The organism is Oceanobacter sp. 5_MG-2023, from assembly GCF_030548165.1.
GTDB lineage: Bacteria > Pseudomonadota > Gammaproteobacteria > Pseudomonadales > Oceanobacteraceae > Oceanobacter.
This window is the reverse complement of the sequence record NZ_JAUORS010000014.1, coordinates 75,725-98,252: the sequence shown is the minus strand read 5'-3', so window position 1 is coordinate 98,252 and position 22,528 is coordinate 75,725. Positions and strand designations below refer to the sequence as shown.

Annotated in this window: 20 protein-coding genes; 17 read left to right on the top strand and 3 right to left on the bottom strand. The window is 52.5% G+C overall.

The window, feature by feature from the left end; translation table 11 throughout:
* Positions 1-225 precede the first annotated feature (225 nt).
* On the bottom strand, positions 226-2,919 hold the full coding sequence (gene glnD, locus Q4551_RS11045) for a [protein-PII] uridylyltransferase (RefSeq protein WP_303433843.1): 2,694 nt from the start codon (positions 2,917-2,919) through the stop codon (positions 226-228).
* Positions 2,916-3,698 (bottom strand): type I methionyl aminopeptidase, encoded by a 783-nt coding sequence (gene map, locus Q4551_RS11040; protein WP_303433842.1) that lies wholly within the window; start codon positions 3,696-3,698, stop codon positions 2,916-2,918. Before map ends, glnD begins: the two co-directional genes overlap by 4 nt.
* 303 nt (positions 3,699-4,001) lie before the next feature.
* Between map and rpsB the strand changes: the two genes are divergently transcribed.
* The 15 genes from rpsB (at position 4,002) to rnhB (ending at position 18,444) form a co-directional block, all read left to right on the top strand.
* The gene (gene rpsB, locus Q4551_RS11035; protein ID WP_303433840.1) at positions 4,002-4,757 is read left to right on the top strand and encodes a 30S ribosomal protein S2; all 756 of its coding nucleotides are present in this window, start codon (positions 4,002-4,004) and stop codon (positions 4,755-4,757) included.
* Between the two features lie 90 nt (positions 4,758-4,847).
* Positions 4,848-5,702 carry a translation elongation factor Ts gene (gene tsf / locus Q4551_RS11030; RefSeq protein WP_303433838.1) on the top strand — a complete coding sequence of 285 codons (855 nt, stop codon included), beginning with the start codon at positions 4,848-4,850 and terminating at the stop codon, positions 5,700-5,702.
* 96 nt (positions 5,703-5,798) lie between these two features.
* Positions 5,799-6,533 (top strand): UMP kinase, encoded by a 735-nt coding sequence (gene pyrH / locus Q4551_RS11025; RefSeq protein WP_303433836.1) that lies wholly within the window; start codon positions 5,799-5,801, stop codon positions 6,531-6,533.
* Between the two features lie 2 nt (positions 6,534-6,535).
* The gene (frr, locus tag Q4551_RS11020; RefSeq protein ID WP_303433834.1) at positions 6,536-7,093 is read left to right on the top strand and encodes a ribosome recycling factor; all 558 of its coding nucleotides are present in this window, start codon (positions 6,536-6,538) and stop codon (positions 7,091-7,093) included.
* Between the two features lie 9 nt (positions 7,094-7,102).
* On the top strand, positions 7,103-7,870 hold the full coding sequence (uppS, locus tag Q4551_RS11015; RefSeq protein ID WP_303433832.1) for a polyprenyl diphosphate synthase: 768 nt from the start codon (positions 7,103-7,105) through the stop codon (positions 7,868-7,870).
* A complete protein-coding gene (locus Q4551_RS11010) occupies positions 7,863-8,705 on the top strand; it encodes a phosphatidate cytidylyltransferase (RefSeq protein WP_303433830.1) in 843 nt (280 codons plus the stop codon). The genes uppS and Q4551_RS11010 overlap by 8 nt, the downstream gene beginning before the upstream one ends.
* Complete coding sequence (gene ispC, locus Q4551_RS11005) at positions 8,705-9,898, top strand: 1-deoxy-D-xylulose-5-phosphate reductoisomerase (RefSeq protein ID WP_303433828.1); 1,194 nt, start codon at positions 8,705-8,707, stop codon at positions 9,896-9,898. The genes Q4551_RS11010 and ispC overlap by 1 nt, the downstream gene beginning before the upstream one ends.
* Positions 9,895-11,235, top strand: a complete 1,341-nt coding sequence (gene rseP / locus Q4551_RS11000) for an RIP metalloprotease RseP (protein WP_303433826.1) — start codon at positions 9,895-9,897, stop codon at positions 11,233-11,235. The genes ispC and rseP overlap by 4 nt, the downstream gene beginning before the upstream one ends.
* A 35-nt stretch (positions 11,236-11,270) precedes the next feature.
* On the top strand, positions 11,271-13,832 hold the full coding sequence (gene bamA, locus Q4551_RS10995) for an outer membrane protein assembly factor BamA (RefSeq protein WP_303433824.1): 2,562 nt from the start codon (positions 11,271-11,273) through the stop codon (positions 13,830-13,832).
* Positions 13,833-13,873: 41 nt separating this feature from the next.
* Positions 13,874-14,365, top strand: coding sequence for an OmpH family outer membrane protein (locus Q4551_RS10990; protein ID WP_303433822.1), 492 nt, complete (start codon positions 13,874-13,876; stop codon positions 14,363-14,365).
* A 32-nt stretch (positions 14,366-14,397) separates the two neighbouring features.
* Positions 14,398-15,420 (top strand): UDP-3-O-(3-hydroxymyristoyl)glucosamine N-acyltransferase, encoded by a 1,023-nt coding sequence (gene lpxD / locus Q4551_RS10985; protein WP_303433820.1) that lies wholly within the window; start codon positions 14,398-14,400, stop codon positions 15,418-15,420.
* Positions 15,420-15,884, top strand: coding sequence for a 3-hydroxyacyl-ACP dehydratase FabZ (gene fabZ, locus Q4551_RS10980; RefSeq protein ID WP_303433818.1), 465 nt, complete (start codon positions 15,420-15,422; stop codon positions 15,882-15,884). The genes lpxD and fabZ overlap by 1 nt, the downstream gene beginning before the upstream one ends.
* Entirely contained in the window at positions 15,881-16,651 is a 771-nt protein-coding gene (lpxA, locus tag Q4551_RS10975) for an acyl-ACP--UDP-N-acetylglucosamine O-acyltransferase (protein ID WP_303433816.1), read from the top strand. The genes fabZ and lpxA overlap by 4 nt, the downstream gene beginning before the upstream one ends.
* Positions 16,651-17,832, top strand: coding sequence for a lipid-A-disaccharide synthase (gene lpxB, locus Q4551_RS10970; protein WP_303433815.1), 1,182 nt, complete (start codon positions 16,651-16,653; stop codon positions 17,830-17,832). Before lpxA ends, lpxB begins: the two co-directional genes overlap by 1 nt.
* A 12-nt stretch (positions 17,833-17,844) precedes the next feature.
* The gene (gene rnhB / locus Q4551_RS10965; protein WP_303433814.1) at positions 17,845-18,444 is read left to right on the top strand and encodes a ribonuclease HII; all 600 of its coding nucleotides are present in this window, start codon (positions 17,845-17,847) and stop codon (positions 18,442-18,444) included.
* 19 nt (positions 18,445-18,463) lie between these two features.
* On the opposite strand, the gene Q4551_RS10960 is transcribed toward rnhB, so the two are convergent.
* Positions 18,464-19,285, bottom strand: coding sequence for a lysophospholipid acyltransferase family protein (locus Q4551_RS10960; RefSeq protein ID WP_303433812.1), 822 nt, complete (start codon positions 19,283-19,285; stop codon positions 18,464-18,466).
* 98 nt (positions 19,286-19,383) lie between these two features.
* Between Q4551_RS10960 and Q4551_RS10955 the strand changes: the two genes are divergently transcribed.
* Together Q4551_RS10955 and Q4551_RS10950 are read left to right on the top strand one after the other, a co-directional pair.
* Positions 19,384-20,589 (top strand): NAD(P)/FAD-dependent oxidoreductase, encoded by a 1,206-nt coding sequence (locus tag Q4551_RS10955; RefSeq protein ID WP_303433810.1) that lies wholly within the window; start codon positions 19,384-19,386, stop codon positions 20,587-20,589.
* Between the two features lie 269 nt (positions 20,590-20,858).
* Entirely contained in the window at positions 20,859-22,454 is a 1,596-nt protein-coding gene (locus Q4551_RS10950) for an isocitrate lyase (protein ID WP_303433808.1), read from the top strand.
* The last annotated feature ends 74 nt before the right edge of the window (positions 22,455-22,528 follow it).

The following is a 22,528-nucleotide window of genomic DNA, read 5'->3' as shown; positions in this document are numbered from 1 at the left end:
TTTCGCTGCATTCGTCGCCTTGCCCTGAACAACGGCAACACTCGCGCAGAGCCGTGCAGGATTAAATAGATGCCCCCATAAGCCATGGCATGGTGGCCGCTGCTGACTGGCATTCTATTCTTCTGCTGCATGGGAGAAGAGTACACTGACGGTATTAAGGCTGCTGAGAATAAGGTGCGGCTTGTCGATTGAATCAATCGAAAGAAATAACGCCGCAGTGACTCATTAAACCGCGGTTTGTACCTGCACCTGGTCATCCAGCCCTTTGACAATCGCGCGCTGCAGTTGCTGGCACAGGGCGGGATCGGAAAACGGTTCACCGCTTTGATCCAGAATGTAGAAAATATCCGATACCCGTTCCCCTTCCGTCAGAATCTTGGCTCCCTGCATCTGGGCGCCAAATTCCGAGAGAATGGCTCCAACGCGGGCAAGTAACCCTGGCCGGTCAGCCGCGACCACTTCCAGTATTGTGCGCTGCATATGCGGGTCGTTACTCATGGTCACCTGGGTTTCTACCGGAAACTGCTTCAGCAGTCGTGGGGTACGACGCTGGATAATGGTGGAGTATTCTTCCGGGTTGGCGAGGGCGGTGATCAGTGCCTGGCGAATATCGTCAAGGCGTTGTGGGTCGTCGATCAGCCGGTTGTTTTCATCCAGTACAATATAGGTGTCGACCGCCTTGTCGTCTGACTCTGAAGTCATGATACGGGCGTCCTGGATGTTGAGATTAAGCTGATCCAGGGTTGCGGTCGTGACGGCAAACAGGTCGATATGATCTTTCATGTAAATAAAGATCTGGGTGGCACCTTCGCGATCCTGGTCCGAGGTCTGGTGGATGGATACCAGCGGCGCGCTGCTATTGCCATGACCGGCTATGGAGAGGGTATGCCAAATGATGTTGTCGACGCTTTCGCGAAGAAAATAATCATCCCCGGGTTCTCCCCAGATCGATAACGTCGTTTCCCGGCTCAAACCCAGTGCTTCCAGTTGTAACAGCGATTCTTGCTGGATTTCGCGAATATATTCTTCTTTGTTGAGCGGGTTGGCCAGGCCGCGGCGCAGGGCTTGCTGGGTATTGAAATACAAGGCCCGCATCTGTTCTGCTCGCCAGCTGGTCCAGAGTTTCGGATTGGTGCTGATCATATCGGCGACGGTGATAAGGTACAGCATGTCGAGGTGGTATTGATCGCCGATTTCACGGGCAAACTGATGAATATCATCGGGGTTGTTCAGGTCCAGCCGTTGTGCCGCATGGGACATGGTGAGGTGGTTGGCGACCAGCCAGCAGACCATGTGGGTATCGGTTGGGCGCAGGTTGTGCTGGCTGCAAAACTGCAGGGCAATTACTTCGCCGTTACTGGAATGATCACCTTCCTGTGCCTTGCCGGTGTCGTGTAACAGTGCGGCCAGGTACAGCACTTCGCGGCGCTGGATACGATGAATCAGCTTGGAAGCCAGTGGGTACTGGTTACGCAGGCTGGAAAAACGCAGCTGGCGTAACATCCGAATCATCCGAAAGCTGTGATCGTCGACAGTATGGATATGCAGCAGGTCGTGTTCCATCATGCCGATGATATGGCCAAACTCAGGGATATAACGTCCCAGAATGCCGTAGCGCATCATGCGGGACAGCTCGCGTACTACGTGGTTCTTGTGGCAGATCAGTTCGATAAAGCAGGCATTGTTGTCGGGATGGGTGCGGAATTCATAGTCGATCAGATGTCGATGATCCCGTAATGCCCGAATGGTATCGGAGTGAACGCCTTTCAGATCGGGGGTGTTGGCACACAAGACGAAGACTTTCAGGAGCCAGGCTGGTTCACGCGCAAACAGTTGTGGGTCGGTGAGCTGTAAATAGCCGTTAAACAAAACAAAATGTTCATTGACCGGGACGGGTTTGACCCCTTCGTGGCTTTTCATGAAATCTTCGTTGAAGTGCAGCAACAGCAGGTCGCACAACTCGGTGGTGGAGAGCTGGTTGCGATAAAAGCGGGTCATGAAGCGTTCGACACCGAGGTGCTCGTTGTCGTCTTCAAAACCAAGCAGACTAGCTATTTGCCGTTGCAGGTTAAACAGCAGGCGATCCTCTTCGCGACCAGCCAGCATATGCAGGGCGTAACGTACCTGCCAGAGGAATTTCATGCTGCCTGCCAGGCGTGTGAATTCAAACTTGGTCAGAAATCCCCGGCTCTCCAGTGACTGGAGGCTGCCATCACCAAAATGGCGGGTGGTCACCCAGCTGACGGTCTGGATGTCTCTCAGGGCACCCGGTGAGTTTTTGACATTGGGTTCGAGGTTGTATTCGGAGTCGTTGTGCTTGTCGTGGCGTGCTTCCAGTTCTTGCCATTTTTCTTTGAAAAATGTTGCCGCTGGCCACATATCCGGGCTGTCGACAATGGCTTTCAGATCGGCGAACAGAGAGGGAGCGCCAGAGATGATCCGGCTCTCCAGCATATTGGTAATAATCGTGAGATCATTGGCGGCTTCGTTGCGACAATCTTCCAGTGTTCTGACGCTGTGGCCGACTTCCAGCTTCAGGTCCCAAAGCAGGGTAATAAACCCTTGTAACTGTTCCGAGCTGGTGGTGATGGCGGCTTCATCGCGACAGAGCAACAGCAGGTCGATATCCGAGTAGGGGTGCAGTTCACCACGGCCATAACCACCGACGGCTACCAGAGCCAGGTCGTCATTCTGCAGGCCTGTGTGTTGCCACAGGCAGTCTAGCAGGGCATCCATTTGTGCTGAACGAAACCGTACCGGGGTTTCGGCATCCAGAGTGGCGCGGAAATAGTCATCCGCGTGTTGCTGGGTCTGTTTCAGGATGTTGCGAATAACCGGAATCGGGCTGGGGCTGTCTGCCAGTTGGGCCAGCAGGGCGGGATGGTCTGCGAGCTTCAGCTCAGGTAACTCCGGGCTCATGCGTCAGCCCGGTATTTTTCACCTGTACGTGCCGTCAATACTTCCACTCCGGTAGCGGTGACCAATAATGTGTGCTCCCACTGGGCGGAAGGTTTGCGGTCCTTGGTGACGACTGTCCAGCCATCTTTTAGCTGTTTGTTGAAACGAGTGCCAAGGTTGATCATGGGCTCAATGGTAAAGGTCATGCCTTCCTCCAGTGCCATGCCGGTGCCGGGTTTGCCGTAGTGTAAGACCTGTGGGTCTTCGTGGAAGGTTTGGCCAATGCCGTGGCCGCAGTATTCACGGACAACCGAATAATGATTGGCCTCGGCGTGTTTCTGGATTGCGGCGCCAATATCTCCCAGTTGGACGCCAGGGCGTACCATATCAATACCAAGATAAAGGCATTCCTGGGTGATTTCGACCAGACGCTTGAGGGCCGGTGTTGGCTCACCCACAAAAAACATCTGGCTGGTATCGCCGTGATAGCCGTCTTTGATAACGGTGATATCGAGATTGATGATATCGCCTTTTTTCAGGATTTTGTCATCGGAAGGAATGCCATGACAAATCACCTGGTTGATAGACGTACAGATCGACTTGGGAAAACCATGGTAGTTCAGCGGCGCAGGAATGGCTTGTTGTTCATTGACAATATAGTCATGACAGAGGGTGTCCAGTTTGCCGGTCGAGACGCCGGGGACAACGTGAGGCGCAATCATTTCCAGAACGTCAGCTGCCAGGCGTCCGGCAACACGCATTTTTTCTATTTCTTCAGTCGTTTTAATGGTAACAGTCATGTAGAGGCACAGAATTCCGCTTGTAGATGCTGCCATTGTATCGGTTGTGGCGGCAGTGTTGAACAATCATTAAATGTAATTGTTCGTGACGGAGGACGCCATGGCTCTGGCTTCACAGGTCGCAAAGTGGTATAAAGCGCGCGCTGTAAGCACCGTTGAACAAAGCAAGCAATTGACTTTGGATCAACAACTAAATCACACACGTGCCGCAACGATGTGTCGGGGTGCTGCAAACTTCGGTTATGCAGTCGACTCATTGGGTACGTGGAGGCTTAACCCAACGATATATATAAGGTATTTGAAATGGCACAAGTAAATATGCGTGACCTGCTGAAAGCAGGTGTTCACTTTGGTCACCAGACTCGTTACTGGAATCCAAAAATGGGTCGTTACATTTTTGGTGCACGTAACAAGATTCATATCATCAACCTGGAGCACACGGTTCCGGCGATGAATGCGGCTCTGGCCAAAATCGAAGGCATTGCTGCCCGTAACAACAAGATTCTGTTTGTTGGTACCAAGCGCGCTGCAGGTAAAATCATCAAGGAACAGGCCGAACGCGCCAGCATGCCATTTGTGGCACATCGCTGGTTGGGTGGCATGTTGACCAACTACAAAACCATTCGTCAGTCGATCCGTCGTTTGCGTGACCTCGAAACGCAACAAGCCGATGGTACCTTTGAGCAGCTGACCAAAAAAGAAGCTCTGATGCGTAGCCGTGAAATGGACAAGCTGGAACGTTCCATTGGTGGTATCAAGGAAATGGGCGGCCTGCCTGATATGGTATTTGTGATCGACGTGGATCACGAGCGTATTGCGATTCAAGAAGCCAATAAACTGGGTATCCCGGTTGTTGGTATTGTTGATACCAACTCTAACCCGGACGGTATCGACTTCGTAATCCCTGGCAATGACGATGCTATTCGTGCCATCCAGATTTACGCTTCTGCTGTTGCAGACGCAGTACTGGAAGGCAAGCAGCAAAATAGCCCGGCTGCCAATGAGTTTGTTGAAGTGGCGTCTGAAGAAGCGCCTGCAGCAGAAATACCTGCTGAATAACTGACAGCTCTGGTCGGTAAAAAAGGGGGCGTGCCCCCTTTTTTTTAAGCAAAAAAATTGAAGACAAGTTAACAAAAGAGGATTGGGATTATGGCGAACGTATCGGCCGCTCTGGTTAAAGAACTGCGTGAACGTACTGGTTTGGGCATGATGGAGTGCAAAAAAGCGCTGACTGCCAATGACGGTGATATTGATAAAGCAATTGAAGACCTGCGTAAAAACTCTGGTCTGAAAGCGGCCAAGAAAGCTGACCGTACCGCTGCCGAAGGCAAATTGCGTATTCAGGTTCAAGACGGTGTTGCGTTTGTTGTAGAAGTGAACTCTGAAACTGACTTCGCTGCTGGCGATGCCAATTTTAATGCATTTGCTGATCTGGTTCTTGCCAAGCTGGCAGACACTCGTGAAACCGATGTGGCCAAACTGATGGAAGGCGATCTGGAAGAAGCGCGTATGGCGCTGGTTCAGAAAATCGGTGAAAACATCACTGTTCGTCGCCCGGTCGTGATTGAATCCGGTGTTGTCGGTGCCTACCTGCACTCCAATGGTAAAGTGGGCTGTGTTGTTGCCTTGACCGGTGGTAGCGAAGAAGTCGCCAAAGATATCGCCATGCACGTTACCGCTTCCAACCCACGCGTTATCCGTGGTGACGATATGCCGGCAGACGTATTGGCAAAAGAAGAAGAAATTATCAAGGCTCAGCCAGATATGGCTGGCAAGCCAGACGCAATCGTCGAAAAAATGATGGTTGGTCGTATCAAGAAATTCCTGAAAGAAAACAGCTTGCTGGATCAGCCATTCGTCAAGAACCCTGATCAGACTGTTGGTCAGCTGGCTAAAGAAGCTGGCGCTGAAGTCACCTCTTTCATCCGTATGGAAGTTGGTGAAGGTATCGAAGTCGAAAAAGTAGACTTTGCTGCAGAGGTTGCTGCACAGCTGAAAGGCTGATACAAAACCGGGGCAACACATCAGGGATTGTCCCAACCTGAATATGCCGGGGTCGCCCGGCATATTTGTGTCCAATACACGCTAATGGAGTCGGTCATGGCTAAGCAGCAGAGTCCTAAATACAAACGTATCTTGTTAAAGCTGAGCGGCGAGGCCCTGATGGGTGAGCTAGATTTCGGCATTGATCCCAAAGTGCTTGATCGTATGGCGCTGGAAATAGGGCAGCTGAAAGGTATTGGTGTTCAGGTTGGTCTGGTTATTGGTGGTGGCAACCTGTTCCGTGGCAAGAAGTTGAGCGAATCCGGTCTGGATCGTGTTGCCGGTGATCATATGGGCATGCTGGCGACGGTGATGAATGCACTGGCCATGCGCGATGCACTGGAACGCGCCAATATTACAACACGTGTTATGTCTGCAATCCCGATGAGTGGTGTGGTTGATCATTACGATCGACGCAGTGCTATCCGGGCGCTGGATATCGGCGATGTGGTTATTTTTGCCGCCGGTACAGGCAACCCGTTTTTTACTACGGATTCCGCTGCCTGCTTGCGCGGCATTGAAATCAACGCCGACGTGGTAATGAAAGCCACCAACGTGGATGGCGTGTATACTGCTGATCCGAAGAAAGACCCGAGTGCGGTCAAGTACGATACCCTGACCTATCAGGAAGTGCTTGAGAAACAACTGGGCGTGATGGATCTGACTGCTATATGCCTGGCGCGTGATCACGCGATGCCGCTACGGGTATACGATATGAATGAAGTTGGTGTGCTTGCCCGTCTGGTCACTGGCGGTGATGATGGCACATTGATTGTAAGCGAGGAAAAGTGAACATGATCGAAGAGATTAAGAAAGACGCTGAAGAACGCATGGGTAAAAGTGTGTCTTCGTTGCTGGATGCTTTCAAGCGCGTACGGACTGGCCGTGCCAATCCATCCATTCTCGATAACATTACCGTAGACTATTACGGCACTGATACGCCCATTGCCCAGGCAGCCAACGTCATTGTTGAAGATGGCCGTACCCTGGCGATCAATCCGTGGGAAAAGAACATGGTCAGTGTTATTGAACGGGCCATTCTCAAGTCGGATCTGGGCCTGAACCCCAATACTTCAGGCGACACCATTCGCCTGGCGATGCCAATGCTGACGGAAGAAACCCGTCGGGACTTTATCAAGCAGGCTCGCTCCGAAGCCGAAAAAGGCCGCGTCTCTGTTCGTAATATCCGACGTGATGCCAACGGCAGTATCAAAGAACTGCTGAAAGAAAAAATGATTTCTGAAGACGAAGAGCGCGGCGGCGAAGATCAGATCCAAAAACTGACCGACAAGTATATCGCCGAAGTTGACGCGCATCTGGCGCAGAAAGAAAAAGATCTGATGCAGGTCTGATTACTCTTCATGTCTACCAGTATCGATGATAAAAGCGCGGCCGTTGGCCGCGTTCCCCGTCATGTTGCCATGATTATGGATGGCAATAATCGCTGGGCCAAAGCACGTTATTTACCCGGTATCGCTGGTCACAAGGCGGGGGTTGATGCTGTGCGCCAGGCCGTTGAAGTGTCTGCACGGGCTGGTGTTGAGGTGTTGACTCTATTTGCCTTTTCCAGTGAAAACTGGCGTCGCCCGGCGGTTGAAGTGTCGGCTCTGATGCAGCTTTTTACCGTTGCCCTGGAACGGGAAGTCAAACGCCTGCATCGTAACAAGTTGCGGCTGGTGGTGATGGGGGACAAAAGTGCTTTCTCGGAGCGTATCCAGACCCTGATTGCCAATGCCGAAGCGCTGACCGCTAACAATACCGGCATGGTGGTGGTGATTGCTGCCAACTATGGCGGCCAGTGGGATATTGCCCAGGCCTGCCAGAAAATCGCGATTGAAGTTCAGCAAGGGCGTCTGGACCCGGCGGACATCAACGAAGATACCGTCCACCAGTACACCTGGCTGAGTGACTATCCTGCTCCGGATTTATTGATCCGTACCGGGGGCGAACAACGTATCAGCAATTTTATGTTATGGCAGTGTGCGTACAGCGAACTGTATTTCTCACCGGTGTATTGGCCGGATTTCAAAGAACAAGAATATCGCCAGGCGCTTGCATCCTTTGCAGATCGCACCCGTCGCTTTGGCCGAACCGATGACCAGCTGAAGGAAACCGCCAGCCGTGTTTAAACAGCGTGTAATCACCGCGATGGTGCTTGCTCCCCTGATGATCATCGGCATATTTTTCCTGCCGCTGAAGCAATTCGCCATTTTTATTGCCGCAATTGCGACTCTGGGAGCCTGGGAATGGGCCAATATTGCAGGTTATGAACGCCGTTGGGGGCGGGTCGCTTACGCCTTGATGGTGTTTGTCTGCTTGTACGCCAGTGCTCGTTTGCTCCGGATTCATCCCGATTTGCTGGTGTATTACCTCGCGGTGGGGGCCTTGTGGTGGACGGTTGCCTTTGCTCTGGTGCGTCGCTACCCCGGTGGTACCAGTTGGTGGACATCACGCCCGATACGGGGCGCACTGGGATTGTGTGTACTGGTGCCCATGTGGGTCGGCTTTATGCACCTCAAAGTGCAACCCCACAGCTCGTTATTGATTGTGTTTGTGATGCTGATTGTCTGGGGAGCTGATACCGGTGCCTATTTCTCTGGCAAACGCTGGGGTAACTCCAAGCTGGCGCCTAATGTCAGCCCGGGGAAATCCTGGGCCGGGTTCTGGGGGGGATTGGCGACCTCTGCGATGGTCGCGATTCTGTTTGGTCTGGGGCTGGATTACTGGCTTCGGCCGATGTCCCAGGATGATTACTGGCAACTGATGCTGATCGCCGTGATCACCACCGTTGTCTCGGTACTCGGTGATCTGGTGGAAAGCATGATGAAACGCCACCGGGGAATCAAGGATAGCTCGTCATTACTCCCCGGACACGGCGGTGTACTGGACCGGATCGACAGTATGGCAGCGGCCGTTCCTGTGTTTGCCTTATGCCTCCATGTACTTGATTGGGGATTTGCCTGATGACCCATGCAGTGACGGTATTGGGCGCAACGGGATCAATTGGCTGCAGCACCCTGGACGTAATTGCTCGTCACCCGGAACGTTACCGGGTATTTGCTTTGACGGCCGCCACGCGTGCCGAAAAACTGGCCGAGCAAGTATTACAGCACGTGCCGCAATACGCCGTGATGAAAGATGATGCTGGCGCTGACGCGGTGCGTTGTCTGTTACCGCAAGATCACCCGACAACCGTATTGTCTGGTGCCGAAGCCCTGTCCTGGGTGGCGGCTCACGAAGAGACCGATATGGTGATGGCTGCGATTGTAGGGGCTGCGGGTTTATTGCCATCCCTGGCTGCGGCACAGGCTGGCAAACGGGTACTGTTGGCCAACAAGGAAGCACTGGTCATGGCTGGCCCGCTGTTTATGGACGCTATTCGTGACGGTGGTGCCGAATTACTGCCGATTGATAGTGAACACAATGCGATATTTCAGTCGATGCCGGAACGCTACGACGGCCATTTTGCCCCGCATGGGATCAGCAAAATCCTGTTAACAGCATCCGGCGGCCCGTTCCGGGGCTGGCAGGCGGATCAGCTGGCGGATGTTACACCTGCCGAAGCCGTAGCCCATCCCAACTGGACGATGGGACAAAAAATTTCGGTTGATTCTGCTACCCTGATGAACAAGGGGCTGGAGTTGATTGAGGCCTGTTTCCTGTTTAACTGCCAGCCGGAACAGATACAGGTTGTTGTACATCCCCAAAGCGTGATTCACAGCCTGGTGCAATATTGTGACGGTTCGGTGATCGCGCAGCTCGGCGAACCGGATATGCGCACTCCGATTGCTTACGCTCTGGCCTGGCCTGAACGTATGACATCCGGAGTGGCGCCACTGGATCTGGTCACTATCGGTCGCTTTGATTTTGAAGCCGCCGATGAACACACCTTCCCTTGTTTATCCTTGGCCCGGCGGGCATTTATGGCAGGTGGCACGATGCCGGCTGTCTTGAATGCTGCCAACGAAATAGCGGTTGAGGCCTTCCTTGGGGAACGAATTCCGTTTAATACCATTCCAATGCTCGTACAACAGGTGATGGACGCTCATAAGGTCGAAGCAATGACCAGCCTGGAGAATGTGCTGTTGGCTGATCAATGGGCCCGGTGCCAGGCACACCAGTTGCTGCAAGGTTCTGTAAACGAGGTAGATGCGTGACAATTCTCTGGTTTATTGTCGCTATCAGTTTATTGGTGGTGATTCACGAATATGGACATTTCTGGGCGGCTCGTCGCTGCGGCGTCCGGGTATTGCGGTTTTCAGTCGGTTTTGGAAATCCGTTGTTTTCCGTGCGAGACAAGCAGGGTACCGAATATTCTGTCGCGCCTCTGCCGTTGGGTGGCTACGTCAAAATGCTGGATGAGCGGGAAGGCGATGTTCCCGAGCATTTGAGAGAGCAGAGTTTTAATGCCAAATCGGTCGCCCAGCGCAATTTTATTGCCGCTGCGGGGCCGTTTGCCAATTTCCTGTTTGCCATTCTGGCGTACTGGGTGCTGTTTATGGTGGGCACTACCGGAGTGATTGCTGAGATCGGTCAAGTACAGTCGGCATCGCCAGCGGCGATCGCGGGTATCGAGCCCCGTGACCGGATTGTCGCGGTGGATGGCCACGAAACCACCACCTGGGAAGATGTTAACTGGCGCCTGATCAGTCATCTGGGTGAAAGCGGTCATATTGATCTGACGCTGGAAGACCATAATCGTATCCAGCGCCCGGTACAGATCACTATTGATAACTGGCTCTCCGACAGTGAACAGCCGGACCCGATGGGATCGCTGGGGCTTCAGCCGCGGCAGCTGGATGTGCCGGCCATGATTGGCTCTGTGGTTGAAGGCAGTGCCGCAGAGCAGGCGGGTTTCTTGCCGGGGGATCAGGTAATGACGGTGGACGGTCAGAAGGTTGAAGACTGGTTTGCCTGGGTGGATCTGGTACAGCGACATGCCGGTGTGGCCTTGCAGGTCGATGTGTTGCGTGATGGCAATATGACATTACTGACCCTGGTGCCGGGCAGTCGTACTCTGGATGATGGTCGGACAATGGGTTTTGCCGGAGTTGGTACCATTCAACCGGAAGTGCCGCCGGAATGGCTCAGTACCAGCTCGGCTGACCCGTTGAGTGCGATGGTAAGAGCGGCTGGCAAGACCTGGGATCTGATTACCTTTACCCTCGATTCCATGTGGAAAATGCTGGCAGGGGATCTCTCGGTAAAGAACTTGAGCGGCCCAATTACCATTGCTAAAGTAGCCGGCACTTCGGCTTCGGGAGGGCTGGAATCTTTCGTACAGTTCCTGGCACTGCTCAGTGTGTCATTGGGTGTATTGAATTTATTGCCGGTACCCATGCTGGATGGTGGTCATATTCTGTTTAATAGCGCAGAAAGTGTGATTGGTAAACCATTGCCAGAACGGGTACAGACAGTGGCGATGCAAGTGGGCATTGTGATGCTGTTCAGCCTCATGGCAGTTGCCTTTTATAACGATATCGGTCGACTTTAACTTTGAAAGTCGCGCAATTTTGGATTACTTTTTTCATGCGTTCGCTGCTGTTTTCCCTGTTTGTCGGGCTGTTTTCTTCATTTGCCTATGCTGATGATTCCTTTGTCATTGAAGATATTCGTCTCGAGGGACTGCAACGTGTATCCGCGGGTACCGTGTTTGAGCGGTTGCCGATCAATGCTGGCGACCAGGTTGACAGTAATCGCCTGGCTGAAGTATCGCGTCGCTTGTTTGCGACGGGTTTTTTTAATGACATCCGGGTTTATCGGGACAATCAGGTACTGATTTTCCAACTGGTTGAATTGCCTACCATTACCCAGATCGAGTTGGACGGCAACTCGGCGATTCCGGATGAAATCCTGCTGGATAACCTCAAATTGGCCGGGCTGGCAGAAGGCATGGTGTTCAAGCGTTCCACGCTGGAGCGCATTGCACTCGAACTCGAGCGCCAGTATGTCATGCAAGGTCGCTACGATGCACATATCGAGACCGTGGTGGAAGCGTTGCCACGTAACCGGGTGGCACTGAAAATCAATGTTGAAGAAGGTAATGTCGCCTCGATTGCCCATATCAATATTGTGGGTAATGAGTCCTTTCCGGATGAAGAATTACTGAAACGTTTCAGCCTGCAGGAATCCAATTTCTGGTCCTGGTACGCGGGTGACAATAAATATTCCCGTGAAAAGCTGGCAGCCGATCAGGAAACCCTCAGATCATATTATTACGATCGGGGTTATCTGCGTTTTAACATTGAGTCGACCCAGGTGGCACTGGCGCCGGAGAAAGACGGTGTTTACATCACGGTCAACGTGACGGAAGGCGAGGTCTATACCATCCGGGATATTCGTCTGGCGGGCAATCTGGTGCTGGATGAAGAAGAATTCACCCGTTTTTATAATATTGCCCCCGGAGATGTCTTCTCCCGCAGCAAGGTGCTGGCCAGCAGCGAAGGCATGATTCGTCGTCTGGGTAATGATGGCTATACCTTTGCCAAAGTGGATGGCAGCCCCAAACCGGATGACGAAACACTGGAAGTGGATCTGACCTTTTTTGTCGAGCCAGGACGACGCACCTATGTCCGCAGCGTTAACTTCTCCGGTAATGACAGCACCATGGATGAAGTATTACGCCGTGAAATGTTGCAGATGGAAGGTGGCTGGGCTTCGACTGAAAAAATTGAAGCCGGTAAAAACCGTCTGAACCAACTGGGCTTTTTCAAGACTGTGACGGTGGAAACCCCGGCGGTACCCGGTACTGATGATCTGATCGATGTTGAATACAACGTCGAAGAGCAGATGAACGGCAGTCTGAACTTCAACATCGGTTACGCCGGTGGCAGCGGTATGATTCTGGGTGCCAGTATCAGTCAGAATAACTTTATGGGATCCGGTAACCGTATGAGTCTGGGTCTGCAAAAAACCAATACCGTCAAATCGTACAACTTCTCTTTTTCCGACCCTTACTACACCATTGATGGTGTCAGTCGCGGGTTTAACCTTTATTACCGGGAAACTGACTACGACAGCCTGAGCTCTGTCAGTGATTATCAGACCAATAGTCGAGGGGGCAGCGTTACCTTTGGCTATCCCATCTCCCGCCGTCAACGTTTGTCGATGAGTGCTGGCTACAACAACACCGAGATGTTTGAAGGCTCGACTGTGCCGGCAGAAATTCTGGAATTCCTGGAAGTCAAGGGAGACAACTTCGATGAATATACCCTGGGGTTGAACTGGCGTTACAACGGTCTGAACCGAGGCATGTTCCCGACGGCTGGTATTGAGCAAAAACTGTCGCTTGATGTGGGTGTGCCTGGCAGTGATCTGACGACCTATAAACTGGGTTACACCGCCAACTATTATTTCCCGCTGTTTGAGGACTGGTCGTTCCGGATTCGAACAGAATTGGGCTACGGTAACGGTTACGGCGATGAAGACAGTTTGCCGTTCTACAAAAATTTCCGTTCTGGTGGTCTGGGATCCGTTCGGGGTTATAGCAGCAACAGCCTGGGGCCACGGGGCTTGCCGGAATACACCGCAGTTCCCGTGGTACAAACTGACAGCGATGATAACGTGCTGTATGAACTGGATGAACTGGGCCAGCCTGTGGTGGATTCCTCAGCGCCAACCGTGGTGTATAAAACCGATGATGATGGCGCTGCGGTTGCGGTCAGTAACTCCAGTCAGTACAAACCGATTTATGAAACCGACTCGGATGGCTCGGTTGTGACGGCTCCGGCTTATTCTGAGTCCCCCAGCTCGCTGGGTGGTAATATGCTGGCCGAGGCGTCATTGGAACTGATTTTCCCATTCCCGTTTGTTGAAGATCGCAGCTCATTGCGTAGTGTGCTCTTCCTGGATAGCGGTAACACCTTTACCGATAACTGTTATGTTCCGAATGATGCGGATATTCCAACGTTAACAACGCACCCGTATTGTACTGAGGGCTTTAGTTTTTCCGATTTCCGTATGAGTACCGGTGTTGGCTTGACCTGGGTTACCGCCATTGGCCCGCTGACGTTTGTGTACTCAATCCCACTGAATGACCAGGATGGTGATGATACAGAAGGCTTTGAATTTTCACTTGGTCAGGTTTTTTAATGCTGACATCCAGCACAACTGCAATTTAAAGGAGCATTTGGATGCGTGTTTTTCTGTTTTTGGTCGTTGCCTTACTGTCACCACTGGCGGCTGCGGAGCTGAAGGTTGGTGTCGTGGATATGGAGCGAGCCCTGTTTTTGTCTGACGAAGCCAAGTCTGCGGCGAAAAAGTTTGAACAAGAAAATAGTGATTCCATCGGCAAGGTGCGCGACATTGAAAAATCCATGCTGGCGCTGAAGGAAAAACGCGAAACCGATGGTGCGATCATGAGCCAGGCGGAACTGGCCAAGCTGGTGACTGAATACGAAGCCAAAGCCAAAGAACGCCAGTTCTATCTGGAAAAGCTGCAGCAGCAAGATCAACAGTGGCGTCAGTCGTTTTTCCGTTCAAAACTGCCAGAACTGGAAGAGTTGCTGAAAGCGTTGATTGATGATGGCAAGTACGATCTGGTCTTGCAGGCAGGGGCAGCAGTATACAGCTCACCAGCCATTGACCTGACCAAACCATTACTGGAACGGTTAAACGGTAAGTAATACTTTATCAATACACTAGTAAGGGCATATCGATGGATCTGAGTTTATCCGAGCTGGCCACATATCTTGGTGCAGAGATTCGTGGCGACGGTTCGGCACGAGTTGACGGTGTGGCACCACTGTCGTCGGCAGGCAGCAGCGATGTAACTTTTATTGCAGATCCGGCTTATCGCAAGCAACTTGATTCTACTGCGGCTGCGGCTGTGATTGTTGGTACCAACCTGGCCGATGACGTTGCCAGCGCGGCATTGGTGGTGGAGGATGCCTATCTGGCATTTGCCAAAACGACCCAGTTGTTTGATCGCCGTCCACGTCAGCCTGAAGGCGTTCACCCTCGTGCCATTGTGGAAGACGGTGTGGTACTCGGTGCAGGTGTCAGAATCGGCCCGGGTGCTGTGATTGGCCGTAACACACATATCGGTGATGGTACCGAAGTGGGCGCGGGTTGTGTGATAGGCAGTGACTGCCGGATTGGCAGAGATTGCCTGCTGTTTGCCAACGTTACCCTTTATTATCGGGTAAGCATTGGCGACCGGGTTCGGGTACAATCCGGCGCCGTGATTGGTTCCGACGGTTTTGGATTTGCGCCGAACAAGGGCAAATGGGAACGCATTGCCCAGCTGGGTAATGTTCGTATCGGTAATAATGTCGAGATTGGAGCCAATACCTGTATTGATCGTGGTGCGCTGGAAGACACCGTGATCGAGGATGATGTCATTCTCGATAACCTGATCCAGATTGCGCATAACGTCCATGTCGGGCAGGGAGCTGCCATGGCTGGCTGTGTCGGTATTGCCGGCAGCACGCATATAGGCAAGGGATGTACCCTGGCGGGTGGCGTCGGTATTGCTGGACATCTGACGCTGGCGGATGGTGTACATGCATTGGGAATGACGCTGATTACAAATTCGATTGATGAACCCGGCGTATACGCATCGGGTACATCACATATGCCAGCTAAACAGTGGCGTCGTAGCGCCGCACGATTTAAACAGCTCGATTCGATAGCCAAACGGCTGCAGAAATTAGAGAAAAGCCAAGAAGGTAACGCTTGATGTACCCGCAACCAGTTCAAACGATCCAGGAATTTTTGCCACACCGTTATCCATTCCTGTTGGTTGACCGAATCAATGAGGTTGATCTGGAGTCCGAAGAGGCTCCTGTGATTCGTGCCATCAAGAACGTCACCATCAACGAACCGTTTTTTGGTGGCCATTTTCCAGGTCACCCGGTCATGCCTGGTGTCCTGATTCTGGAAGCCATGGCTCAGTCAGCCGGCTTGCTTGGTATGACCATGATGGGAGAAAAGCGAAATCCCAACATGCTGTACTATTTTGCCGGTGCCGATCATGTACGTTTCAAACGTCCGATTGTGCCGGGAGACCAGGTTGTTCTGGAAGCCCGCTTTACCGGTACCCGCCGTGGTATCTGGAAATTTGACTGCCGGGCGCTGGTGGATGGCGAAGTTGCCTGTTCAGCACTGATTACCTGTGCCGAACGAGAAATGGAGTCCGCATGATCCATCCTACGGCCATCATAGACCCGTCTGCCCAGCTGGCTGATGACGTTGACGTCGGTCCGTACAGCATCATTGGCGCCGACGTAGAGATCGATACCGGTACTGTGATTGGCCCTCATGTTGTGATCAAGGGACCAACACGTATCGGCAAGCACAATCGGGTGTTTCAGTTTGCCACGCTGGGGGAAGACTGCCAGGACAAAAAATACGCCGGTGAACCAACCCGGTTGGTGATTGGCGACCATAATGTCATTCGTGAAAGCTGTACTTTCCATCGCGGCACCGTGCAGGATAATAGCGAGACGCGTATTGGCAGCCATAATCTGTTTATGGTGAATGTGCATGTGGCCCATGATTGCATTGTGGGCGATCATTGTATTCTGGCCAATGATACGAACCTGGCTGGCCACGTTCAGCTGGGCGATTGGGCTATTCTGGGCGGTGCCACCCAGGTACACCAGTTTTGCAAGATCGGAGCCCATGTTATGGCTGGTGCCGGGACTGTGGTATTAAAAGATATTCCTGCTTACGTTATGGCACTGGGGTATCCGGCTGAGCCACATGGTATCAATTCCGAAGGTTTGCGCCGTCGGGGTTATTCTGTCGACGCTATCAGTGCGGTGCGTAATGCCTACAAAACAGTATATCGGCAGGGCCTGACCCTGACAGAAGCGTTGGCCAAGCTGGAACAGGAAGCGGTGACGGAAGCTGCCGTCGGGGTGTTGTTTGATAGTCTGAAAGACTCCAGTCGTGGGATTATTCGTTAGTGAAGCGGATTGCAATCGTCGTTGGTGAAACCTCGGGGGATATGCTCGGCGCAGGTTTGCTGCAAGCACTGCGAGAGCGTTATCCGGATGCGGTTTTTGAAGGTATTGGTGGTCCACTGATGCTGGCTCAGGGGTTTACCAGTCTGTACCCGATGGAACGATTATCGGTGATGGGGCTGGTTGAAGTGCTAGGCCGATTGTTTGAGCTGCTGAAAATACGCGCCTCCCTGATCAAGCACTGGAGCAACAACCCGCCGGATGTTTTTATCGGTATCGACGCGCCCGACTTCAACCTGACGCTGGAAGAAAAGCTCAAGGCCAAAGGAATCAAAACCGTGCATTATGTCAGTCCCTCTGTTTGGGCCTGGCGTCAGAAACGGGTGCTAAAAGTGGGGCGGGCTGTTGACCTGATGCTCACTCTGTTTCCGTTTGAAGCGCGTTTTTACGAAGAACACCAGATTCCGGTGCACTTTGTAGGCCATCACCTGGCCGATAAAATCCCCTTTGAAACGCCCAAAACCCCGGCACGCGAAAACCTGGAGCTGGACGTCAGCAAACCTCTGATATGTTTGATGCCCGGTAGTCGAGGAGGGGAAGTCGAGCGTCTGGGTCCGTTGTTTTTTGAGACTGCCCAGCGAATGTTGCAATTACGGGCAGACCTGCAATTTGTGATTCCGGCAGCCAGCATCGAGCGCCGTAACCAGCTGGAAGCGCAGCTGTCGGAGCTATCACTGACACTGCCGGTGACGATTGTTCTCGGGCAATCCCATATCTGCATGGCGGCAGCGGATGTCATTCTACTGGCATCCGGTACAGCAACACTGGAAGCCATGCTGCTGAAGCGGCCGATGGTGGTAAGTTACAAGGTCAATAAAATCACCGCATTTCTGTTACGGCGCATGCTGAAACAGCCTTTTATATCCCTGCCCAACCTGTTGGCCGGGCGTGAGCTGGTACCTGAAATCCTGCAAGAGCAAGCGACTCCGATACATTTGGCGGAGGCGTTGGTGCGTTGTCTGGAAGACCAGAATATCCGCCACCAACTGCATGAAACCTTCCAGTTTATTCATCGGCAATTGCGACGAAATGCTAATCAGGAAGCCGCCAAAGCGATTATTGAATTACTGGAACCAGAGCAAGCTGCCGCTAACGAACGTTTGCGGAACGGACTCACTCACTGAATTACTTATCCCATGATTGATATTGAACAGTCTCTGCTGGCACAGGGACGCGTCTACTGTGGCATTGATGAAGCTGGCGCCGGGCCTTTGTGTGGCGATGTGTTGGCCGCTGCCGTGGTACTGGACCCGGCCAAACCCATTCCTGGGCTGGATGATTCCAAAAAACTGACGGAAAAACGTCGCGAAGCACTTTACGAGCTGATTATGGAATCCGCCGTAGACTTCGCCATTGCCCGGGCAACGGTGGCCGAAATTGACGACATCAATATTCTGAATGCCCGCTTGCTGGCGATGTCTCGGGCAGTGGCCGGTTTATCGGGGGATGTTGAATATGCCTTGGTGGATGGCAACCGCTTGCCCAAACTGGATATCGCTGCCACGGCGGTGATCAAGGGCGATAGCCTGGTGCAATCCATTGCTGCGGCTTCTGTGTTGGCCAAAGTCAGCCGTGATCGGGAAATGGTGGCACTCGATCGTGTGTATCCCGGTTATGGCTTTGCCAAACACAAAGGGTATGGCACCCAGGCGCATCTGCAAGCGTTACAAGAGCTGGGGCCGTGTGCCATTCACCGGCGCAGTTACGCGCCGGTCAAGGCCTTGCTGGGCTGCTGAGGTTATCCGCCAGATTGACTCAACGCCGGGTCGCCGCTGTCTGACATATCTCGTGCTGGCTATAGGTGCGCTGGCGCAAAAAATCCCGCAGGGCTTCATCAGTTTCGCAAGCCGCAATTTGTGCGGGGGTAATGGCTTCGCCAATGCCGAGATAAATTGTGGAGCGACGTTTTTTAAGAAATTCTGCGGGAATGCGCAGAGTTCGCAAGGCTGGATGGATTTTGCCAAGAAGATGGAAACTGGCACTGTTGCGGCCGTGAAAATACACCGGAATAACCGGTACGTTGGCTTTACGAATCAGCCGCATGCTGGCAATGGGCCAGGTTTTATCGCTGATGCCGCGTTGACCCTTGTACCAGGTGGATACTTCACCGGCAGGAAACAGGCCCAGCCCATTCCCCTGTTTTAGTTGCGTCAAGGATTTGCGCATGCCTCCCATACCTTTGGGGCCGCGGTTTTCAAATGGATTGACGGTGATAAACAGGTTGGCGATAGGGGCAAAATAACTCAGCAGGTAATTCGCCACAACGCGGAAATCCGGGCGAATACGGCACACCAGCAGCAACAGAATCACGCCATCGAGAAAACCGAAAGGATGGTTGGATACCGTAATAAAAGGCCCGTTGGCAGGAATTGCCTGCTGTAATGCCTTTTCGTCGTAATCCAGCTCGATATGCAGGTGGTGAAGCGTCTCTTCGATCATATCGATGCCTTGCCTGGCCGTCAGCTTGTTGTAAATACGGGTCAGCGTGGGCGCTTTTAGCAAGCGTAGCAATAGATCCAGTTTGCGCGGGGAGAGTTTGGTCGCTTCCAGTAAACCCTTGCGATCAAATAACTCCATAGTGTAATTCCCGTGGTCTGTAATGAATCGATCGCATAATACCAGTCAATGCCTTGGCGGCAAGCGCTTGTTGGGCTGGTTAATATTTGGATAAATAAATGAAAAATCACACAAATGTCATCATTATCGGGGCCGGTGCTGCCGGGCTGATGTGTGCTGCTCAAGCGGCGGCCGGCGGCTGTTCTGTACGGCTATTGGATCATGCCAACAAAGCCGGTAAAAAGATTCTGATGTCGGGTGGCGGTCGTTGTAATTTTACCAATTACGATATCCAGCCCGACCGTTATCTCAGCCACAATCCTCACTTCTGCAAATCTGCCCTGAGCCGTTATACCCAATGGGATTTTATTGCTCTGGTTGATAAACACGGCGTGGCCTGGCACGAGAAAAAGGATGGCCAGCTGTTTTGCGACCATAAAGCGAGTGACATTCTTAATCTGCTGCTGGATGAATGCGAGCAAGGAGGGGTCACGATCCAGCTGGATACCGGCATTCATGCGGTAACGGCCAATACATCGGGGGGGTATCTGGTGCAGGCGGGTGACCAGTCCTACCAGTGTGATGCGTTGGTGGTTGCGACCGGAGGACCATCGATCCCTACCTTGGGTGCCAGTGGGTTTGGGTATCAGCTGGCTCGCCAGTTTGGTCTGGCGGTATATGAACCGGTGGCGGCTCTGGTGCCGTTTACCCTGACCAGCCAACTCAAGCAACTGAGCAGCGAGCTGGCAGGGAATGCCTGTCACGTCGACGTGAGCTGCCGTGGCCAGTCTTTTCAGGACGATATGCTGTTTACCCACCGCGGCTTAAGTGGCCCGGCGATGTTGCAGATTTCCAGCTACTGGCAACCAGGCGATAGCCTGACGATCAATCTGTTACCCACAATGGATGCCGCTGCAGCCCTGCGGGCGTCCCAGCACAGTAGCCCGAAGCAGCTGCTAAAAACCTGGTTGGGGCAGCGGCTGACCCAAAAAATTGCGGAATGCTGGCTGACGGCAACTGGAAGTTTGGCGGATCAACCCTTGTCTGCCCTTAATGGAGCGCAAATGGATGCCTTGGCGCACCAGCTTCATCACTGGCAAGTCAAACCGGCGGGTACGGAAGGCTATCGTACCGCTGAGGTCGCGCTGGGAGGCGTGGATACCGATGCCTTGTCGTCTCGCACCATGGCCAGCAAACAGCACACGGGTTTGTACTTTATTGGGGAGGTGGTGGATGTCACCGGCCACCTGGGAGGCTTCAATTTTCAATGGGCCTGGTCCAGCGCGGCGGCGGCGGCTACGCACCTGATAGCAGAATATGCTTGATTACTGGGTTGTGGCTGAGTCAGCAACCGTGATGAGTTGAGGAGTGGAGCAAAGGTCAGTGCTGGAATCAGCAGGGTCTGATACTTGAGTAGCGCCGTCTAATACCTTGGTTCTATATTTCCTTGGTGAATAGCAAGAATACATCCTATTGATTTCAATTATGGTTCCGATGTCCATAGTATTCATTGGCAAGCGGCGATGAGCATCCGGCAACAGACCAGGAGCCATCTGCTGACTACCCAAAAATGCATATGACAAAGGACGAACCCATGTCTGCTTACCAAAACGATATCAAAGCTGTTGCTGCCCTTAAAGAAGCCGCCGGTGCTGCTTGGTCAGGTATCTCTGAAGAGTCTGTTGCACGTATGCGTGCCCAGAACAAATTCAAGACTGGTCTGGATATTGCGAAGTACACTGCCAAAATCATGCGTGAAGACATGGCTGCCTATGATGCAGACAGCTCCAAGTACACTCAGTCACTGGGTTGCTGGCACGGTTTTATTGGTCAGCAGAAGATGATTTCTATCAAGAAACACTTCGGTAACACCAATCGTCGCTATTTGTACCTGTCTGGCTGGATGGTTGCCGCTCTGCGTTCACAATTCGGTCCTCTGCCTGACCAGTCCATGCATGAAAAAACAGTGGTTGCCAGCCTGATTGAAGAGCTGTACACCTTCCTGCGTCAAGCGGATGCTCGCGAACTGGACCTGCTGTTCCGTGCTCTGGATGCTGCCAACGAAGCGGGCGACACCGCCAAAGCTGCTGACATCCAAGCGCAGATCGACAACTACGAAACACACGTTGTGCCTATCATTGCCGACATCGATGCCGGTTTTGGTAACGAAGAAGCCACTTACCTGATGGCTAAACAAATGATCGAAGCCGGTGCTTGCTGCTTGCAGATCGAAAACCAGGTAGCTGACGAGAAACAATGTGGTCACCAGGACGGTAAAGTGACCGTTCCCCATGCTGACTTCCACTCCAAACTGCGCGCTTTGCGTTATGCCTTCCTGGAGCTGGGTGTTGATGATGGTGTCATCGTTGCCCGTACTGACTCCCAGGGTGCTGGTCTGACCAAACAGATCGCCGTTGTGAAAGAACCAGGTGATTCTGGTGACATCTACAACAGCTTCCTGGATTGCGAAGAAATCACCGTTGAAGATATGCAGCAAGGCGATGTGGTTATCAAGCGTGGTGATAAAATCCTGCGTCCAAAACGCCTGCCATCCGGTCTGTTCCAGTTCCGTCGTGGTACTGGTGAAGAACGTTGTGTCTTCGACTGTATCGAAGCCCTGAAAGCCGGTGCGGATCTGTTGTGGATCGAAACTGAAAAACCACACGTTGGCCAGATCAAAGCGATGATGGACGAAATTCGCAAAGAAACGCCTAACGCAAAACTGGTTTACAACAACAGCCCGTCATTCAACTGGACGCTGAACTTCCGTCAACAAGTATTTGATGCCTGGGCTGAAGAAGGCAAAGACGTATCGGCTTACAACCGCGATGCTCTGATGTCTGCTGAATACGACGAAACCGATCTGTCTATTGAAGCCGATCGTCGTATCCAGAGCTTCCAGGCGGATGCATCCCGTGAAGCAGGTATTTTCCACCACCTGATCACCCTGCCGACTTACCACACTGCTGCGCTGTCTACTGACAACCTGGCGAAAGAATACTTCGGTGAAAAAGGTATGCTGGGCTACGTTGAAGGCGTACAGCGTAAAGAAATCCGTCAAGGAATTGCCTGTGTTAAACACCAGAACATGTCTGGTTCTGATATGGGTGATGCACACAAAGAATACTTCTCAGGCGACAACGCACTGAAAGCTTCTGGTAAAGACAACACCATGAACCAGTTCAGCTAAGAGCTGGTACACCCCCTCGGGTGTTGTATCCAGGGCGGCCTTCGGGCCGCCTTTTTTGTGCCTGATTACAAATG

Bases quoted from the DNA above. Each gene is read 5' to 3' on its own strand.
- lpxD (WP_303433820.1), top strand. From the start codon at position 14,398: ATGGATCTGAGTTTATCCGAGCTGGCCACATATCTTGGTGCAGAGATT.
- rnhB (WP_303433814.1), top strand. From the start codon at position 17,845: ATGATTGATATTGAACAGTCTCTGCTGGCACAGGGACGCGTCTACTGT.
- Q4551_RS10955 (WP_303433810.1), top strand. From the start codon at position 19,384: ATGAAAAATCACACAAATGTCATCATTATCGGGGCCGGTGCTGCCGGG.
- lpxA (WP_303433816.1), top strand. From the start codon at position 15,881: ATGATCCATCCTACGGCCATCATAGACCCGTCTGCCCAGCTGGCTGAT.
- rpsB (WP_303433840.1), top strand. From the start codon at position 4,002: ATGGCACAAGTAAATATGCGTGACCTGCTGAAAGCAGGTGTTCACTTT.
- frr (WP_303433834.1), top strand. From the start codon at position 6,536: ATGATCGAAGAGATTAAGAAAGACGCTGAAGAACGCATGGGTAAAAGT.
- bamA (WP_303433824.1), top strand. From the start codon at position 11,271: ATGCGTTCGCTGCTGTTTTCCCTGTTTGTCGGGCTGTTTTCTTCATTT.
- uppS (WP_303433832.1), top strand. From the start codon at position 7,103: ATGTCTACCAGTATCGATGATAAAAGCGCGGCCGTTGGCCGCGTTCCC.
- map (WP_303433842.1), bottom strand. From the start codon at position 3,698: ATGACTGTTACCATTAAAACGACTGAAGAAATAGAAAAAATGCGTGTT.
- Q4551_RS10990 (WP_303433822.1), top strand. From the start codon at position 13,874: ATGCGTGTTTTTCTGTTTTTGGTCGTTGCCTTACTGTCACCACTGGCG.
- fabZ (WP_303433818.1), top strand. From the start codon at position 15,420: ATGTACCCGCAACCAGTTCAAACGATCCAGGAATTTTTGCCACACCGT.
- Q4551_RS10950 (WP_303433808.1), top strand. From the start codon at position 20,859: ATGTCTGCTTACCAAAACGATATCAAAGCTGTTGCTGCCCTTAAAGAA.
- glnD (WP_303433843.1), bottom strand. From the start codon at position 2,919: ATGAGCCCGGAGTTACCTGAGCTGAAGCTCGCAGACCATCCCGCCCTG.
- tsf (WP_303433838.1), top strand. From the start codon at position 4,848: ATGGCGAACGTATCGGCCGCTCTGGTTAAAGAACTGCGTGAACGTACT.
- Q4551_RS10960 (WP_303433812.1), bottom strand. From the start codon at position 19,285: ATGGAGTTATTTGATCGCAAGGGTTTACTGGAAGCGACCAAACTCTCC.
- ispC (WP_303433828.1), top strand. From the start codon at position 8,705: ATGACCCATGCAGTGACGGTATTGGGCGCAACGGGATCAATTGGCTGC.
- pyrH (WP_303433836.1), top strand. From the start codon at position 5,799: ATGGCTAAGCAGCAGAGTCCTAAATACAAACGTATCTTGTTAAAGCTG.